13 protein-coding genes, 1 tRNA gene and 1 riboswitch are annotated in these 16,053 nt (G+C 61.8%); of the genes, 9 read left to right on the top strand and 5 right to left on the bottom strand.

All coding sequences use genetic code 11. The annotated features are described in order from the left end of the window. The first annotated feature begins 33 nt into the window (after positions 1-33). The 3 genes from JT360_RS10875 (at position 34) to JT360_RS10865 (ending at position 3,790) form a co-directional block, all read left to right on the top strand. A complete protein-coding gene (locus tag JT360_RS10875) occupies positions 34-1,524 on the top strand; it encodes a hypothetical protein (RefSeq protein ID WP_214471580.1) in 1,491 nt (496 codons plus the stop codon). Between the two features lie 208 nt (positions 1,525-1,732). Then, positions 1,733-3,619 (top strand): acyltransferase family protein, encoded by a 1,887-nt coding sequence (locus tag JT360_RS10870; protein ID WP_214471579.1) that lies wholly within the window; start codon positions 1,733-1,735, stop codon positions 3,617-3,619. A 97-nt stretch (positions 3,620-3,716) separates the two neighbouring features. Beyond that, positions 3,717-3,790, top strand: a tRNA-Gly gene (locus JT360_RS10865). A gap of 86 nt (positions 3,791-3,876) precedes the next feature. Here the strand turns inward: JT360_RS10865 and JT360_RS33535 are convergent. The 3 genes from JT360_RS33535 to JT360_RS10850 all read right to left on the bottom strand — a co-directional run bounded on the left by JT360_RS33535 (position 3,877) and on the right by JT360_RS10850 (position 6,316). After that, positions 3,877-4,359, bottom strand: coding sequence for a Stf0 family sulfotransferase (locus JT360_RS33535; RefSeq protein ID WP_250888737.1), 483 nt, complete (start codon positions 4,357-4,359; stop codon positions 3,877-3,879). A 528-nt stretch (positions 4,360-4,887) separates the two neighbouring features. Beyond that, on the bottom strand, positions 4,888-5,220 hold the full coding sequence (locus JT360_RS10855) for a protamine-2 (modular protein) (RefSeq protein WP_214471575.1): 333 nt from the start codon (positions 5,218-5,220) through the stop codon (positions 4,888-4,890). 106 nt (positions 5,221-5,326) lie between these two features. Next, positions 5,327-6,316: a LysR family transcriptional regulator gene (locus JT360_RS10850; RefSeq protein WP_214471574.1), complete on the bottom strand. Its 990-nt coding sequence runs from the start codon at positions 6,314-6,316 to the stop codon at positions 5,327-5,329. 413 nt (positions 6,317-6,729) lie between these two features. Between JT360_RS10850 and chvE the strand changes: the two genes are divergently transcribed. From chvE to araD1, 4 genes are all read left to right on the top strand, one after another. Continuing rightward, positions 6,730-7,800 (top strand): multiple monosaccharide ABC transporter substrate-binding protein, encoded by a 1,071-nt coding sequence (chvE, locus tag JT360_RS10845; protein WP_214471573.1) that lies wholly within the window; start codon positions 6,730-6,732, stop codon positions 7,798-7,800. 99 nt (positions 7,801-7,899) lie between these two features. Then, complete coding sequence (mmsA, locus tag JT360_RS10840) at positions 7,900-9,432, top strand: multiple monosaccharide ABC transporter ATP-binding protein (protein ID WP_214471572.1); 1,533 nt, start codon at positions 7,900-7,902, stop codon at positions 9,430-9,432. Beyond that, positions 9,429-10,715, top strand: coding sequence for a multiple monosaccharide ABC transporter permease (gene mmsB / locus JT360_RS10835; protein ID WP_214471571.1), 1,287 nt, complete (start codon positions 9,429-9,431; stop codon positions 10,713-10,715). Before mmsA ends, mmsB begins: the two co-directional genes overlap by 4 nt. A gap of 270 nt (positions 10,716-10,985) precedes the next feature. Then, positions 10,986-11,978 (top strand): AraD1 family protein, encoded by a 993-nt coding sequence (gene araD1 / locus JT360_RS10830; protein WP_214471570.1) that lies wholly within the window; start codon positions 10,986-10,988, stop codon positions 11,976-11,978. A gap of 43 nt (positions 11,979-12,021) precedes the next feature. On the opposite strand, the gene JT360_RS10825 is transcribed toward araD1, so the two are convergent. After that, a complete protein-coding gene (locus JT360_RS10825) occupies positions 12,022-13,116 on the bottom strand; it encodes a 2'-deoxycytidine 5'-triphosphate deaminase (protein WP_214471569.1) in 1,095 nt (364 codons plus the stop codon). A gap of 138 nt (positions 13,117-13,254) precedes the next feature. Next, positions 13,255-13,332, top strand: a riboswitch (SAM riboswitch). Between the two features lie 57 nt (positions 13,333-13,389). Here JT360_RS10825 and JT360_RS10820 point away from each other — a divergent pair. Further along, positions 13,390-14,580 (top strand): O-succinylhomoserine sulfhydrylase, encoded by a 1,191-nt coding sequence (locus JT360_RS10820; RefSeq protein WP_214471567.1) that lies wholly within the window; start codon positions 13,390-13,392, stop codon positions 14,578-14,580. A 28-nt stretch (positions 14,581-14,608) separates the two neighbouring features. Here JT360_RS10820 and JT360_RS10815 read toward each other — a convergent pair whose 3' ends face one another. After that, on the bottom strand, positions 14,609-15,697 hold the full coding sequence (locus tag JT360_RS10815) for a ceramide glucosyltransferase (RefSeq protein ID WP_250888735.1): 1,089 nt from the start codon (positions 15,695-15,697) through the stop codon (positions 14,609-14,611). On the opposite strand from JT360_RS10815, the gene JT360_RS33530 reads away from it, so the two are divergent. Then, the gene (locus JT360_RS33530) at positions 15,618-15,974 is read left to right on the top strand and encodes a hypothetical protein (RefSeq protein ID WP_250888740.1); all 357 of its coding nucleotides are present in this window, start codon (positions 15,618-15,620) and stop codon (positions 15,972-15,974) included. The two genes, JT360_RS10815 and JT360_RS33530, sit on opposite strands and share 80 nt — an antisense overlap. Positions 15,975-16,053: the final 79 nt, after the last annotated feature.

Here is a 16,053-nt window from a genome sequence, read left to right as displayed (position 1 = left end):
CGTGACGGCGACGCCGCCACCTGGAGCCTTAACATGAACCAGGCCGCTGCAATCGCGACGGCGACGCCGTCGCTCGCGGACGCACAACGCATCAGGCTGATACTCTGCCTTCTCTGCGCCTGCCTCGTGGCCTATGTGCTCGCCGCCTTTGCCGGCGAGACCCTGCAGGATCCCGACAGTTGGTGGCAAGTGAAGGTCGGGCTGGACTTTCTGGAGAACCGGACGTTTCCGGCCGTCGACCCCTATTCCTACACGTTTGCCGGTCAATCCTGGATCGCCAAGGAATGGCTGGGACAGGTCTTTCTGGCCCTTGCCTACCGCGCGGGGGGCTGGAATGGCGTCGTCACCCTGATCATCGCCAGCGTCGGCCTGACGGTCTTCCTGATGGGCTGGTTCCTCAGCGCATGGCTGAAACCGCTACTGGCGATAGCGGTGGCCTTCGCCGCGGCTTTCCTGATCGCCCCGATCTATACGGCGCGCCCACATGTCTTCACCTTGCCGATCATCGTCGTCTGGACGGCCACGCTGTTTCGTGCCGCGCAAGAAGAGAAAGCCCCGCCCCTGTGGCTGCTCATTCTTGTCGTCTTGTGGGCCAACCTGCACGCCACGTTCACCCTGAGCTTCGTCATCGCTGCCTTTGCCGGGCTCGGTCTCCTGGCGCGCTCTGGCCTGTCGAAACCCGTCCTCCTGGCAAAATGGGTCGCTTTCGGCCTGCTCTGCCCATTGGTCAGCCTGGTTCATCCCTATGGGGTGAAAGCCATCCTGGCGACGTTCACCGTGGCCTATGGCAACGAGGCGGTGCCGCTTATCCTGGAGTGGCGGCCATTCAATGCCCAGGAGCAGCTCTTGCAGGAAGCAGCGATGCTGTTGGCGCTCTTCGGGCTCCTGGTATCGAGGCTTCGGATCGGCTGGGGCAAGGCGTTGTTCATCGCCTTCACCTTGCATGTCTATCTCGCCCATCTGCGATTTGTGTATCTGCCCTTCCTGTTGATTCCCTTGGTGATCGCGGTCGAGATCGCGCAGCAATACCCTTCGCTCTCAGCCACGGCCTGGCTGGTGGAAAAGCGTGACGGGCTGGAAAAGGTCTTCGCCAGCCGGTTTTACGCGATCTGCGGCGCAATGGCTGTCCTGCTGGTCGGCGCGGTCTTGATCCTCGGCAATGCCTACCAGGTGGCGCCGAGCCAGAAGACATCCGCCAGCGGCGCCCTCGCCTTCGCCAGGGACCACCACTTGTCCGGCAACGTGCTGAATTCCTACAATTTCGGCGGCACGCTGATTTTCCATGACATCAAGACCTACATCGACGGCAGGACGGACCAGCTGTTCCTGGGCGGGTTCACGAAAACCGATGAGGCGACGGGGAAGAGCGACGGAAGACCGCTGCTCGAGGCGCAGTTGAAGAAATACACCATCGGCTGGGCACTGCTTACAGCCGACGACACCCGCATCCCCTTCTTCACGGAGTTGGGCTGGAAGCGGGCCTATGCGGACGACTATGCCGTGATCTACCTGCCCGGCGCCTGATTTATCACGTCCCCCAAACCGCCTTCGGCAGCGTTCAAACCTGGCATCCGGCTTGACACGGATATTGCAGTGCAGCAAACTTCTGTTGCAGAGCACAGTCTGTGAGACCCACGGCCACAATTCTTGACACGATGGGGGATCGCCGCATGAGGGGCATGTCAGTCTCCGTCGCACGACTACGGCCGGCCGCGGCGTACGGACCGGTCGAATGAACTACAGGCGCGACATCGATGGCCTGCGGGCTGTTGCAGTGCTGCCCGTCGTGCTCTTCCATTTCGGCGTGTCCGCCATTCCTGGCGGCTTCACCGGCGTCGACATCTTCTTCGTGATATCGGGCTATCTGATCAGCGGCAGCCTGCTCGATGATCTCGAACGCGGCCAGTTCTCGATCGGCCGCTTCTATTGGCGCCGTGCACGGCGCATCCTGCCGGCGCTGACCTTCGTCATCCTGCTCGCGAGCATCGCGGCCTGGTTCATCCTGCTGCCGTCCGACCTTCACGAATTCAGCCTCAGCGTGATCGCGGCGTCGACCTTCTGGTCGAACATCTATTTCTGGAAGACGACCAACTATTTCTCCATCGACGCGGAACTGCGGCCACTGCTGCACACATGGTCGCTTTCGGTCGAGGAGCAGTACTACATCTTCGCGCCGATCCTTGTGTATCTGATCTACCGATACGCCTCGAAACGCTGGCTGACGATACTGCTGCCGATTGCCATCGGCAGTTTTGCCCTGGCGGTGATGGCGACCACGCTGGCACCCACCGCCGGCTTCTACCTGCTGCCGACGCGCATCTGGGAACTGGCGCTCGGCGCGATGCTGATGCTGAAGAAACCGCCGGCGCTTGCCAGTCGCCCGTTGACGGAACTGACCGGCCTGGCCGGTTTTGGCCTGATTGCAGTGGGCTTTCTGACGATTTCGGAAAGCGACCCGTTTCCGGGCTACAATGCCCTGTTTCCCTGTGTCGGAACGGCGCTGCTCATCTATGCGGGCCAGGCTCACGCGGACAGGCCGGTCCCTGTCGCCACGCGCGTGCTTCGGTTGGCGCCGCTGGTCTGGGTCGGCCTCATCTCCTATTCGCTCTACCTCGTTCACTGGCCGATCAATTCCTTCGTCCACTATCTCTCCTTGAAAGCCATCGGCGTGCCGACGATCATCGCGATGATGGTGGCCAGCGTCGCCCTGGCGACATTTTCCTGGAGATGTGTCGAGCAGCCCTTCCGTCAGAAGCGGGCCTTCACCGCCCCGCGGCCGATCTTCGCCTTCTCGGCGACGGCGATCGCCCTCTTATGCGTCGCCGGTGTGGCCGGTGCGCTGGGCAAGGGTTTTCCGCAACGGTTCCCGGACTTCTCGACGGAACGGATCCTGGTGGGTGACTGGCGCAACGGCGTCTGTTTCAACGAGGGGGCGAGCCAGATCGAGAACTGGAATCTTGCCGACTGCACCCGCACGCACGGCTTCCCCACCAATGTGCTGCTATGGGGCGATTCCTTCGCCGCTCACTATGTGTCGGGTCTGGAGGCCAACGCTGAGAAAATCCAGGCCAATGTCATCCAGTATACCTATGCCGGCTGCCCACCCAACCTGAGCTACTTCTCCTATGCCCGGCCCGCCTGCACGCGTTTCAACGAACGGGCGCTCTCGATCATCCGCGATGCCAACATCCAGGCCGTGATCCTGAGCGGCCGGTGGACCGACTACCAGGCCAGGGGCTTCGACGGCTTGCAGAAGACGATCGACAGGCTGCGCGACATGGGCGTCAAGGTCTACGTTATCGGCCAGTCTCCGGAATTCATCGCCGACGTCCAGAAAATCGCCTTCTTCGCAAGACGGGAAAACGTCGCGAATACATCCTGGCCGATGGCCATGGATCCGAACATCAACAAGCAGGTGCTTCCATTCGTCAAGGGCGCTGATTTCATCGACCCGCTGACCTATCTGTGCGATGCGGCCGGCTGTTCCTACGCCGACCCTGGCACCAGGCAATTTTTCTACTTCGACTACGGTCATTTCTCTTCCGCGGGCGCGACGCTTGCCATCTCGAAATACTGGCCAAGCTTTGCCGCCAGCAACAAAGTCGCGAAGGCAAAATAAAAACGCGGACCAGCGTTCAGGGAACTGCCGAAGAGTGCGTTTCGAGAGCCGCTTTGCGATTGCCCGAAGGCCAGACCTCATGATAACGAGGACGCGTGCGGGTATGATGTAATGGTAGCTTGTCAGCTTCCCAAGCTGAACGCGCGGGTTCGATTCCCGCTACCCGCTCCATCCCAAAGCCGAAGTTTCGCTACTGACTTGATGGTGCTGTGAACCTGTCCAGAAGGCGGGCCGGCACAGGACTGATCAGGGCATATCTAAGCCTGGCCGATGCGCATCTGCTTCTTGAGCAGGAATCGGGCGAGGTTGTCGATATTTCGAGGTGCCACCTTCTTGGGGAGATGCGCCAGCAGGTCGCCGGATCTGGCGTCATTCTGGAACCGCTCTGCCCAGTCTTCTGTGCAGGCATCGCGTTGCAACCGCAAATTCGTCTTGAACTCGCCGCTGGGCATTTCAACCGCCAACTGCCGGGCCACCGATGCGACGTAAGGACGAGGGTCGTCCAACAGGTCCTCATAGAACAGATGGTCGTAAGGCAGGTCGGCCAGGCGCAAATAGGCCTCCCAGAAGGCATAGCTCTGCTCGATCAGAAAATAAGCCTGGCAGATCCCGGCGAAGTCGTATTGCGGAACCAGATCCGCGCCGTCCATCGTGCTTCTCCAACGACCTGATGCCTTCGCCCGGCAATAGGAGATCGCCTGGCGAAGACGATCCCGCCGCTCGAGAAGGACCAAACCCATGGCGTGGCGCCGGACGCATTCGGCGAGGAAATCGGATCCATATTTGCCCTGCGACCAGTGAAGATGCCGTGGAAACAGCTTGACGGCGAACCTGCCATTGGCAGTTCCGCCGCGATCGATCACCGCGGACAGGAGTCCGTCGAAGGACTTCGGTTTGCATCCCAGCGTATCCGTGTCGAGCCATTCGGCCGACCGGCCCAATGCCCCGGTGCTGTTTGCCAGGCTGCCGAGCCATTCGGAGCCGCTGCGAGCTTCGGTCAGTATCGCCACACCCCTCATGCGTGCCGATTGCTCCTAACCTGTAGTCGTGTAGCCGGCATTATACGGTTCTGCTCCTTGACGGCCCTCGGCATGATCACACCTACGGCCAGACGGCAATTCAATTAGTGAAACCTAATATGACTCGTCAATTCGGTCTTAGGCTAAGTGCGGACGCGATTCCGTCGCGGTGTTGGGTGATCGATGCCAATCCACCCGCCGACGCCGGCCACGCTGCGGTGGCCGGCCTTTGCGTCCGCCGGAAGCCGATTACAACCACCCGCCCCAGACACGCGCGCGCCAGCAACGCACGTGACGGCGGCCATAGCGCCAGTAGCGACGGCAGACCCGTCTCCAGACGCGCCGCCGTCTCCGGCCATAGTGGCCGTGATAGTAGCGGCGATGCCAGCGACGATGGGAGACCTGCTCCACTTCGACGTCGTCATCGCCTTCGAAGACAGCCGGGTCCGGCTTGTCCAGCTCATCGAGAATTCCATTGCCCTGGGGAATACCGGCAACCGCGCGACCGGGTCCGGCTACACTGGCAAATGCAACTGCCCCCGCAACGCCAAACATTCCGCTGAGAAACAATCGACGTTCCATCAAAACCTCCCGAGTTGTCGACCATCGGCGCCTCGGTCCCCCACCCAAAACGGGCTCCAGCGAGCATGCCGATTTCGCTGAACGCGCGACTGCTGTTCTTGTTCCGTCACCCCACTTCGCGCAGGATGAAATCGTGCAGCATCTTGGCGGCCGGCGACAGCACGCGGTTCCTGACCGTGATCAGGCTGTAGGGCCTGACCTCGATGTCGAATTCGGTCTGGACGACGTCAATGGCGCCGGCGAGCCCGTCGGGATTCTGGATGAACTTCGCGACCTGCACCGAAACCGGCGCGATGGCGTCCGATTGCGCGACCATGACCAGCGTCAGCAGCAGCGAACTGGTGTTGAGGATCCGGTCCGGCAGCGCGATGTTGCGGTTCAGGAAATTGCTCTCCATCGCCTGGCGCAGGGGCGAGCCGCCCGACTGGAAAACCCAGTCATAGGCAGCCGTGTCTTCCAGCCGCACCATGTCGCCCCTGGTGAGCGGGTGGCCACGGCGCACGATCAGGCAGGCTTTCTCGACGCCGATGACGCGCGACTCGAACAGTCGCGGATTGAGGTCGTCGGGGATGCGCGCAATGATGAAATCATGGCGCGTGGCGATCAGTTCGCGCGCCAGCACATTGGAGGTTTCGACCTGCATGGTGATCTCGATGCGCGGATAGATGCGGCGGATTTCGCGGATCGCCGGCACCGCCAATTCGATCGCAGGCGCGGTCACGGCACCGAGAAACACGGAACCGCCCTTGCCTGCCTTGAGCTCGGATATTTCGCGATCGACCTCGCGCATCTCCAGCAGGATCGAACGCGCGCGCCTGGCCAGTGCCTTGCCGTAGGGCGTCAGCGTGATGCCGCGCGGCAGCCTTTCGCACAGCTTGACCTCCAGCACCGCCTCCATCTCGGCGATCATGCGCGAGGCAGCCGGCTGCGAGATGTTCATGACCTGCGCCGCCGCACTCACCCGGCCATGGTCGTCGAGCGCGACGATCATGCGCATGTGACGCAGGCTGAGACCACTGCGCAGCAGGGTTTCGCCATCACCCGGCGTCTCGCTGTAACTGTCTGAAACCGCGCCTGAATCTCGTAGCGTCGCCATCGCGTTTCTTGCGTCCTTCCTGAAGTGCGTCGCCTCGAAACGGAGCCATCCGACGCGTTTTAGGTTCTTTGTTTTCATTCATGTCGTTCGCCCGAAACCGAGGTGGCTTTGGGCGACATGCATGAGCCAGGCGGCAGTCGTGCCATCCCGCTCGATCTCAATAGCACATACCAAGTGTGATATAGCAAACATCAAAGATCGCATTTGACAGTTATGGCAAAAGCGTCACAACGTCAGCGCGTTCCGAGAGGTGACGATCGCCGACGTGAAAATCGTATCGATTGAAATCAAACATTTCGGGACCATGGGAGGATACCGGGGATCGATATGACGGCAGCAGTGCCTTGGCGCTTCTGCACGATTGAGCGGCCCGCGACCCCCGGGTGCCGCGTCCATCAACCAGGGAGAGTTAAGTGAAAATCATCAAGACGTTAGTCGCCGCCTTGGCGGTCAGCATCGCGGCCATGTCGGCCACCGCCTACGCAGCCGACAAGGGCCTCGTCGGCGTGCTGATGCCCACCAAGACCTCGCAGCGCTGGATCAATGACGGCGACGCCGTCAAGTCCCAGCTCGAGGCGCTGGGCTACACGGTCGATCTGCAATATGCGCAGGACGACATCCCCAACCAGCTCAGCCAGCTGGAAAACGAAATCACCAAGGGCCCGAAGGCGCTGATCATCGCTTCGATCGACGGCACTACGCTGTCTGACGCGCTGCAGAAGGCCGCCGACGCCGGTGTCGTCGTCGTCGCCTATGACCGCCTGATCAAGAAGACGGCCAATGTCGACTACTACACCACCTTCGACAATTTCGGCGTCGGCGTTATCCAGGCCAACTCGCTGGTCAAGGGCCTCAAGGAGCGCTTCCCGAACACCAAGCCGTGGAACGTCGAACTGTTCGGCGGCTCGCCCGACGACAACAACGCCTTCTTCTTCTACAACGGTGCGATTTCCGTCCTGCAGCCGCTGATCGACGACGGCTCGATCAAGATCAAGTCCGGCCAGACCGGCATGGACAAGGTCGGCACGCTGCGCTGGCTCGCTGCCACCGCTCAGGCCCGCATGGACAATCTGCTCTCGGCCAACTACTCGGACGGCAGCCGCGTCGATGGCGTTCTGTCGCCCTATGACGGCCTGTCGCGCGGCATCACCGCATCGCTGCGCGCTGTCGGTTACGGCACGGCCGCTCAGCCCTGGCCGATCGTGACCGGTCAGGATGCAGAGACCGCTTCTGTCAAGCTGATCATCTCGGGCGAGCAGTACTCGACCGTGTTCAAGGATACCCGCGAACTGGCCAAGGCCACCGTCGAACTCGTCGACAAGGTCCTCTCGGGCGGCAAGCCGGAAGGTCTCGACACCAAGACCTACAACAACGACGTCAAGGTCGTTCCCTCGATCCTGTTGACGCCGCATGACGTCGACAAGTCGAACTACCAGAAGCTGGTCGTCGACTCCGGCTACATCAAGGCCGACGAACTGAAGTAATTTCGGTCGCAAAGCCAGGGGTCCTGCGCAACGCAGGGCCCCTTTTCGTTCACCAGCGACCCCGGTATTGTTGCGGACCTCGCAGGAGAATTACTGCCCATGACCTCGACGATTTTGGAGATGCGCGACATCACCAAGACGTTTCCCGGCGTGAAGGCGCTGTCGAACGTCAACCTCAGCGTGGAGGAAGGCGAGATCCATGCCGTGGTCGGCGAGAACGGGGCCGGCAAGTCGACGCTGATGAAGGTGCTGTCAGGCGTCTATCCCTCAGGCACCTATGACGGCCAGATCATTTTTCAGGACCAGGAATGCCACTTCAAGGGCATCCACGACAGCGAACACAAGGGCATCGTTATCATCCACCAGGAGCTTGCGCTCGTGCCGATGCTGTCGATCGCCGAAAACATCTTCCTCGGCAATGAAAACGCGAAATTCGGCGTCATCGACTGGAACGCCAACGAGGCGCGCACCGGCGCGCTGTTGAAGAAAGTTGGCCTCAAGGAGGATCCCAAGACGCTGATCACCAATATCGGCGTTGGCAAGCAGCAACTGGTCGAGATCGCAAAGGCGCTGAGCAAGGAAGTCAAGCTGCTGATCCTCGACGAGCCGACCGCGTCGCTCAGCGAAAAAGACAGCCAAGCGTTGCTCGACCTGCTGCTCGAATTCAAACGCCAAGGCATGACCTCGATCCTGATCTCGCACAAGCTCAATGAGGTGAACCGGGTCGCCGACAAGGTCACTGTCATCCGCGACGGTCGGACCATTGAGACGTTGGTCAAGAAGGACATTTCCGAAGACCGCATCATCACCTCGATGGTCGGCCGTTCGCTCGACGACCGCTATCCGCCGCGCGAGCCTGACATCGGCGAGGTTGTGTTCGAAGTGAAGAACTGGTCGGTCTACCACCCGATCCATGCAGAACGGCAGGTGATCAAGGGCATCGATCTCAACGTGCGCAAGGGCGAGGTCGTCGGCATTGCCGGGCTGATGGGTGCCGGCCGCACCGAATTCGCCATGAGTCTGTTCGGCCGCTCCTATGGCCGTCACATCACCGGCGAAGTGCTGTTCAAAGGCAAACAGGTCGATGTCTCCTCGGTGAGCAAGGCGGTCGAACACGGAATCGCCTATGTCACCGAGGATCGGAAGACCTACGGCCTCAACCTCATCGACCATATCAAGCACAACATCACGCTGGCCAATCTCGGCGGCGTGTCGCGCCATAGCGTGATCGACGACCTGCGCGAGCTCAGCGTCGCAAACGATTATCGCAAGAAGACCAATATCCGCGCTTCGAGCGTCTATCAGATGACCGGCAATCTTTCCGGCGGCAACCAGCAGAAGGTGGTGCTGTCGAAATGGCTGTTCGCTGACCCGGAAGTGCTGATCCTCGACGAGCCGACGCGCGGCATCGATGTCGGCGCCAAGTACGAAATCTATACGATCATCGCCCGGCTCGCCGCCGAAGGTAAGGCGATCGTGGTCATCTCGTCGGAAATGCCGGAATTGCTTGGCATCACCGACCGCATCTACGTCATGAACGAAGGACGCATGGTGGGCGAAATGCCCGCGGCGGACGCAAGCCAGGAAAAAATAATGCGCGCCATCGTCCGGGGAGAAGGAAAAGCAGCATGAGCACCGAGATTGCCCCCGCCCCGCAGGGTACCGTCGCCGAAGAACAGCGTCCACGCATCGCCGTCTCGGCGCTGACGACGAACCTGCGCGAATACGGTCTGATTATCGCGCTGATCGTCATCATGCTGTTCTTCCAGTTCACTACGTCGGGAACGCTGTTCAAGCCGGTTAACCTCAGCAACCTGGTGCAGCAGAACTCGTTCATCATCGTGATGGCGCTCGGCATGCTGCTGGTCATCGTTTCCGGCTATATCGACCTCAGCGTCGGATCGGTCGCCGGTTTCATCGGCGCGCTGGCGGCAAACATGATGGTCATCTGGCAGCTCGGACCGCTCAGCAATCCGCTGGTGGTTTCGATCGTCTGCCTGATCGTGGGCGGCCTGATCGGCGCGGCGCAAGGCTATTGGATCGCCTATCATCGAATACCGAGCTTTATCGTGACGCTGGCGGGCATGCTGATCTTCCGCGGCATCTGCCAGGCGCTGCTGGGCGGCGGATCCTCGGTGGGGCCACTTCCGGACGACTTCAAGGCGCTCAGCTCCGGCTTCATACCGGACGTTATCGGCCCGCTGACGCTGATCCCGCCAACGGTGAATGCCGCCGGCAAGACGATCATAGGCAGCGGCCTGACACTCCATATGACAACGATCGTGCTCGGCCTCATCGCCGTGCTGGCCTATGCCTATTTCGGGGTGAGGACGCGACGCAAGCGCGAACGCCACGGCTATGAGGCCGAGCCCTTCCCCCTGTTCGTCATCAAGACGCTGGTCGCCAGCGCGCTGGCACTGTTCCTGGTCTATGAGTTCGCTAGCTACAGGGGCCTGCCGGTGGTGCTGCTCGTCATGGGCGTGCTGATCTCGTTGTTCGTCTTTGTCACCAAGCGCATGACCATCGGCCGCCGCATCTACGCGATGGGCGGCAATCCCAAGGCGGCGCAACTGTCGGGCATCAACACCGAGCGGCTGACGCTGATGGTGTTCATCAATATGGGCGTGCTGTCGGCGCTGGGCGGCCTGATCATCGCGGCTCGTCTGGGTCAGGCGGTGCCGGCGGCGGGTCTGGGCAGCGAACTCGATGTCATCGCCGCCGTCTTCATCGGCGGCGCCTCGGCCATGGGCGGCGTCGGCCAGGTCATTGGCGCAGTGGTTGGCGGCTTCATCATGGGCGTGATGAACAACGGCATGTCGATCATGGGCGTCAATGTCGACTGGCAACAGGTGGTCAAAGGCCTGGTTTTGCTCGGCGCCGTGATCTTCGACGTCTACAACAAGAACAAGGCCTGACAGGGCAATTCCAGGAAAAGTGCATCGCGGTTTTCCCACAGGAATTGCGTAGAAATAAAATGCTGGGAGCGGGTCGAACCGCTCCGGCGAGGCAACAAGGAAGGCATACGGGTCACATCGCGGTGCTGCCGGCAACCCCCCAAGGAACCGGGCCCCGCGAGCGCAATCCGAACGGAGAATTTCACCCGTGGCATGGACAACGTCCCGGCCGCGCTTGGGAGGGTTTGCCTAGCCGGCGGCCGAGCCAAGACACATGAGAGAGGATTGATCATGCTGATCTCGCAGATTCTCGACGACGCCGAGACCATCCGTGTCGTTGCCCGCAGCGGCGGCAAGACCCGGATCATCAATGGGGCGCGCAGCGTCTATTCGCTGGCCATGGAGGCTGCCCGCACCGGCGTCGGCCTTGCGACCCTGATCGAGCGCAAGGGGCTCGGCGAGACGGTCGATCTCGACGCGGCCTACAAGAAAGGACGGCTGTTGTCGCCGATCAACCATCCCGATCCGGCGCATCTGCATCTCACCGGCACCGGACTGACGCATCTCGGCTCGGCAGCGACGCGCGATTCCATGCACAAGAAGCTCAGCGCCGACGGCGAGGAGCAACTCACCGATTCCATGAAGATGTTCCGCATGGGACTGGAGGGCGGCAAGCCCGCCAAGGGCCAGATCGGCGTGCAGCCGGAATGGTTCTACAAGGGCAACGGCACGATGGCCGTGGCGCCGGGCGCCGCACTCCTGTCACCAGCCTTCGCCAAGGACGCCGGCGAGGAACCCGAGATCGCCGGCATCTATGTCATCGGCGATGACGGGGCCCCCTTCCGCGTCGGCTTCACGCTGTCTAACGAGTTTTCCGACCATGTGACCGAGCGCGTCAACTATCTCTTCCTCGCCCATTCCAAGCTGCGCAATGCCTCGTTCGGACCGGAGATCCTGATCGGCGACCTGCCGGCCGACATCCGCGGCACATCGCGCATCGTGCGCGACGGCGAGACGCTGTGGGAAAAGCCGTTCCTGTCGGGCGAAGCGAACATGTCGCACACCATCACCAATCTTGAACACCATCATTTCAAATATTCGGCATTCCGCCAGCCGGGCGACGTGCACGTGCATATGTTCGGCACCGCGACACTGTCCTTCGCCGACGGCATCAAGACCGAGGCAGGAGATGTGTTCGAGATCGAAGCCGCAGATTTCGGCCTGCCGCTGCGCAACCCGCTCGAGATTGAAAAGCCGGTAAAAGTGGCGGTTAAGGCGCTGTGAAAGCATGATCTCCCCCTTGTGGGGGAAATCAGCAGCTTCGGCTTCAGCGCGCGGCGCGGAAATGCTTCGACAGCTTCAGGCCTTGGGCCTGGTAGTTGGAGCCGAGATCGGTGCCGTAGAGCGCCTGCGGACGCTTCAGCATGTGCTCGTAGACCAGCCGGCCGACGATCTGGCCATGGTCGAGGATGAACGGCACTTCGTGGCTGCGCACTTCGAGCACGGCCCGGCTGCCGGTGCCGCCGGCCGCCGAATGGCCGAAGCCGGGATCGAAGAAGCCGGCATAATGGACGCGGAATTCGCCGACCAGCGGATCGAACGGCGTCATTTCGGCGGCATAGAGCGGCGGCACATGCACCGCCTCCTGGCTGACGAGGATGTAGAATTCGTCGGGATCGAGCACCAGTTCGCCGGCGCCGCTCTTGTGGATCGGCTCCCAGAAGTCGACGACATCCTGCGCGGCACGCTTGTCGACATCGACGAGGCCGGTGTGATGCTTGCCGCGATAGCCAACCAGCCCGTCCTTGTCGCCATTGAGATCGATCGACAGCGCGATGCCGCCACCGGAAATATTGGGCGGTTCGGTGGCGACCAGCGTCTCGGCACGGTGCAATTCGTGCAATGCGGCTTCCGAGAGCAGCGCATTGCCGGTGCGGAAACGTATCTGCGACAGGCGCGAGCCGGTGCGCGCGACGATCGGGAAGGTACGCGGGCTGACTTCCAGATAGAGCGGCCCTTGATAGCCGGCGGCGATCTTGTCGAACTCGTGGCCGCGGTCGGTCATGACGCGGGTGAAGATGTCCAGCCGGCCGGTCGAGCTCTTCGGGTTGGCCGAGGCGGAAATATTGGACGGCAGGGCCAGGCTTTCGAGCAGCGGCACGATGTAGACGCAGCCGGTTTCCAGCACCGCCCCGTCGGCCAGATTGATCTCGTGCAGCTTTAGCCGGTCGAGCTTTTCCGACACTTTGTGGTTGGGGCCAGGCAGAAAGGAGGCACGTACCCGCCAGGCTTTCTCGCCGAGCCTCAGATCGAGGCTGGCCGGCTGGATCTGGTCGGCATCGAGCGCGCGCGGCGACTTCAGCGCGCCAGACTGGAACAGCGCCGAGATGTCCTGATCGGGAAGGATGCCTGTCTGCCGCAAAGCTCCGCTCCTGGGCCGGGCTATACTAATATCGCAGGTTCTCGCCGCAAAAGCGTGGAACATTTTTGCGGAACCTGCTTGGTACAAACCTCTTAATGAAGCCGGCAATTGACGCAAGCATGGCGCGGGTCTAAAGGGTCGTTATCCCGTGGTGATTTGGCCGGTCGGCTTGCAGCCACGTTAAACAAGTCGCTAAAGGACCGTCGGGCCGCAAGGCCGTATGGACCGGTTGCGACTTTCGCGGCCGGTTTTTTTGTGTCTGGAACAAGAGCGATGAGCAGCAACAAGCGCAACTGGAAGCCTCAAACGGCACTCGTGCATGGCGGGACCCTGCGTTCCGGCTTCGGTGAGACCTCCGAGGCGATGTACCTGACCCAGGGTTATGTCTATCAAACGGCGCAGGCTGCCGAGGCCCGTTTCAAGGGCGAGGAACCCGGCTTCATCTATTCGCGGTACGCCAACCCCACCGTCGACATGTTCGAAAAGCGCATGTGCGCGCTGGAAGGCGCCGAGGACGCCCGCGCAACGGCGTCAGGCATGGCGGCGGTGACCGCGGCATTGCTGTGCAGCGTCAAGGCCGGCGATCATATCGTGGCGGCACGCGCACTGTTCGGCTCCTGCCGCTGGGTGGTCGAGACGCTGGCGCCGCGCTACGGCATCGAGGCGACCCTGGTCGACGGCACCGACATCGCCAATTGGGAAAAGGCGGTCAGGCCCAACACCAAGCTGTTCTTCCTGGAAAGCCCGACCAATCCGACGCTGGAAGTGGTCGACATCACCGCCGTCGCATTGCTCGCCAATTCGATCGGCGCGCGGCTTGTCGTCGACAATGTCTTTGCCACGCCTTTGCAACAGAAGCCGTTGCAGCTCGGTGCCCATATCGTCGTCTATTCGGCGACCAAACACATCGATGGCCAGGGGCGCTGTCTCGGCGGTGTCATCCTGTCCGACAAGAAGTGGATCGACGAGAACCTGCACGACTATTTCCGCCACACCGGCCCCAGCCTGTCGCCGTTCAATGCCTGGACGCTGCTGAAGGGCCTGGAGACGCTGCCGCTGCGCGTGCGCCAGCAGACGGAAAGTGCTGGCAAGATCGCCGATTTCCTGGCCGAGCAGCCGCAGATCGCCCGCGTCATCTATCCCGGCCGCGCCGACCACCCGCAGGCTGATATCGTCAGGAAGCAGATGTCCGGCGGCTCGACGCTGATCTGCCTCGACGTCAAGGGCGGCAAGCAGGCGGCCTTCGCCTTGCAGAACGCGCTCGACATCGTGTTGATCTCGAACAATCTCGGCGACGCCAAGAGCCTGATCACGCATCCGGCGACGACGACGCATAAGAATTTGAGCGACGAGGCGCGCGCCGAACTCGGCATCGGGCCGGGTACGCTGAGGCTGTCGGTTGGCCTGGAGGACGCAGACGACCTTCTGGAAGATATTGCGCAGGCATTGAAGGCCGCCAAATAGGAGCATCCAGGCAGCGTCGTCCGCGGGGCTACCAGGCGCGCGAGGGTGTCTCTTCCAAGTCGGCCGCCTTGGTGCCGATGGTCATCGCGTTGCCGCGCCAGTTGACGGCGCCACCGAGCCAGCCGCGTGCCCACATCGCCGGCAGGATCAGGTCGCGCGCCATTATGGCCGCGACCATGCGCCACGACACGTACCAGCCCTGGGACCAGGCCAGGGCGCATTCCGGAAGGTAGAAGGCCGCCAGTACGGCAAACCCCGTCAGCGGCAGGCTGACGCCGGCGCTTGCCGCCGCAGCCAGCGCAAGCACCAGCGGCACTACCGCGCCAGTCAGGATTTCAGGCGCGAAGAACAGCGGGAAGGTGACGCGGCGCAGGCGCGCCCAGCGCGCCTGGCGCGACCAGATCTCGCCAAGCGTGCGCCGGCCGAGCGGCTGTTCGAAGGGCGCGGCGACGAGATTGACGCGCAGGCCGAGGCCGTTCACCAGCTTGGTCGCGGCAGCGTCCTCGGCGATTTCGGCGGCCAGCGCGCGGATGCCGCCATTGGCATCCAGCATCGGTTTGTTCCACAGCATGCTCTTGCCTTGCGCGAAGCCAAGGCCGAGCGCCTCGCCGGCATACTGCCAGCGGGCCTGCAGCGTGTTGAGGAAGGCGCATTCGACCTCTGCCCAGAAGCCCTCCGGCCGCGAACCGATCGGTGCCGAGCAGACGAGGCCGGTATGCGTCCGCCAAGCCGCCATCAAATGCTGAATGTAATCCCTGGGCATCAGCACGTTGGAGTCTGCCAGGACGACCCAATTGTGCCGCGCGGCTTCCCAGCCCTTGACGCAATTGTTGAGCTTGGGATTGGCGCTGACACGATCGTCACCGATCAACAGCCGGGCCGGCACTTTTGGGAAACGGGAGATGGCTTGTCTGATCAGACGAACCACCGGATCGTCGGCATGGGCGACGCAGAAGATCAATTCGTAGCGCGGCCAGTCGAGCAAGAAGGCGCGTTCCAGTGTCTCGTGCGTGAACGGCTCGACACCACGCGATGGTATGACGATCGACACCGGCTGCGATTTGCCGGTTGGCGGCGCGATTGCGGTTCGCCGTCTCAGCTGTGAAGCGGCAAGCAAAATGCTGGCGGCGTTTGAGAGGATGAGCCCAGTCGAAAGCGAGGCGGCGATAAGAGTGAGTTCCATCGAAATCTGGTCACTCCAGAAAAGGCGGCCCGCAATCGTGGCCGTTTTCAACAGTTCGACAGAGCGCCGAGTCGCCCGCTTCGTGCACACCACCATTGTCATGTGTCACTTAAATGACATTCTTTGCCGCCACCTGCCTTTCAAGGCCAGGCGCGACAAGACGCGCATGTTGACCTCTCCGCCGGGAGCGCCGAAAATTCTGTTTGTTTGACCATGATCTCTGGACAAACCCCGTTTGTCCGAGAAAACCAGTTCCCACTTTTCGGGATCATGCTCGAGATTGTTTTGGA

The organism is Mesorhizobium sp. dw_380 (genome assembly GCF_018588885.1).
Taxonomy (GTDB): Bacteria; Pseudomonadota; Alphaproteobacteria; order Rhizobiales; family Rhizobiaceae; genus Mesorhizobium.
This window is presented reverse-complemented; position numbering and strand designations above follow the sequence as displayed.

What these genes read in the sequence shown, in the direction of transcription:
- JT360_RS10870 (WP_214471579.1), top strand. Translation starts at nt 1,733, where the DNA reads ATGAACTACAGGCGCGACATCGATGGCCTGCGGGCTGTTGCAGTGCTG.
- JT360_RS33535 (WP_250888737.1), bottom strand. Translation starts at nt 4,359, where the DNA reads ATGGGTTTGGTCCTTCTCGAGCGGCGGGATCGTCTTCGCCAGGCGATC.
- JT360_RS10850 (WP_214471574.1), bottom strand. Translation starts at nt 6,316, where the DNA reads ATGGCGACGCTACGAGATTCAGGCGCGGTTTCAGACAGTTACAGCGAG.
- JT360_RS10875 (WP_214471580.1), top strand. Translation starts at nt 34, where the DNA reads ATGAACCAGGCCGCTGCAATCGCGACGGCGACGCCGTCGCTCGCGGAC.
- araD1 (WP_214471570.1), top strand. Translation starts at nt 10,986, where the DNA reads ATGCTGATCTCGCAGATTCTCGACGACGCCGAGACCATCCGTGTCGTT.
- JT360_RS10820 (WP_214471567.1), top strand. Translation starts at nt 13,390, where the DNA reads ATGAGCAGCAACAAGCGCAACTGGAAGCCTCAAACGGCACTCGTGCAT.
- JT360_RS10855 (WP_214471575.1), bottom strand. Translation starts at nt 5,220, where the DNA reads ATGGAACGTCGATTGTTTCTCAGCGGAATGTTTGGCGTTGCGGGGGCA.
- mmsB (WP_214471571.1), top strand. Translation starts at nt 9,429, where the DNA reads ATGAGCACCGAGATTGCCCCCGCCCCGCAGGGTACCGTCGCCGAAGAA.
- JT360_RS33530 (WP_250888740.1), top strand. Translation starts at nt 15,618, where the DNA reads ATGACGATCGACACCGGCTGCGATTTGCCGGTTGGCGGCGCGATTGCG.
- mmsA (WP_214471572.1), top strand. Translation starts at nt 7,900, where the DNA reads ATGACCTCGACGATTTTGGAGATGCGCGACATCACCAAGACGTTTCCC.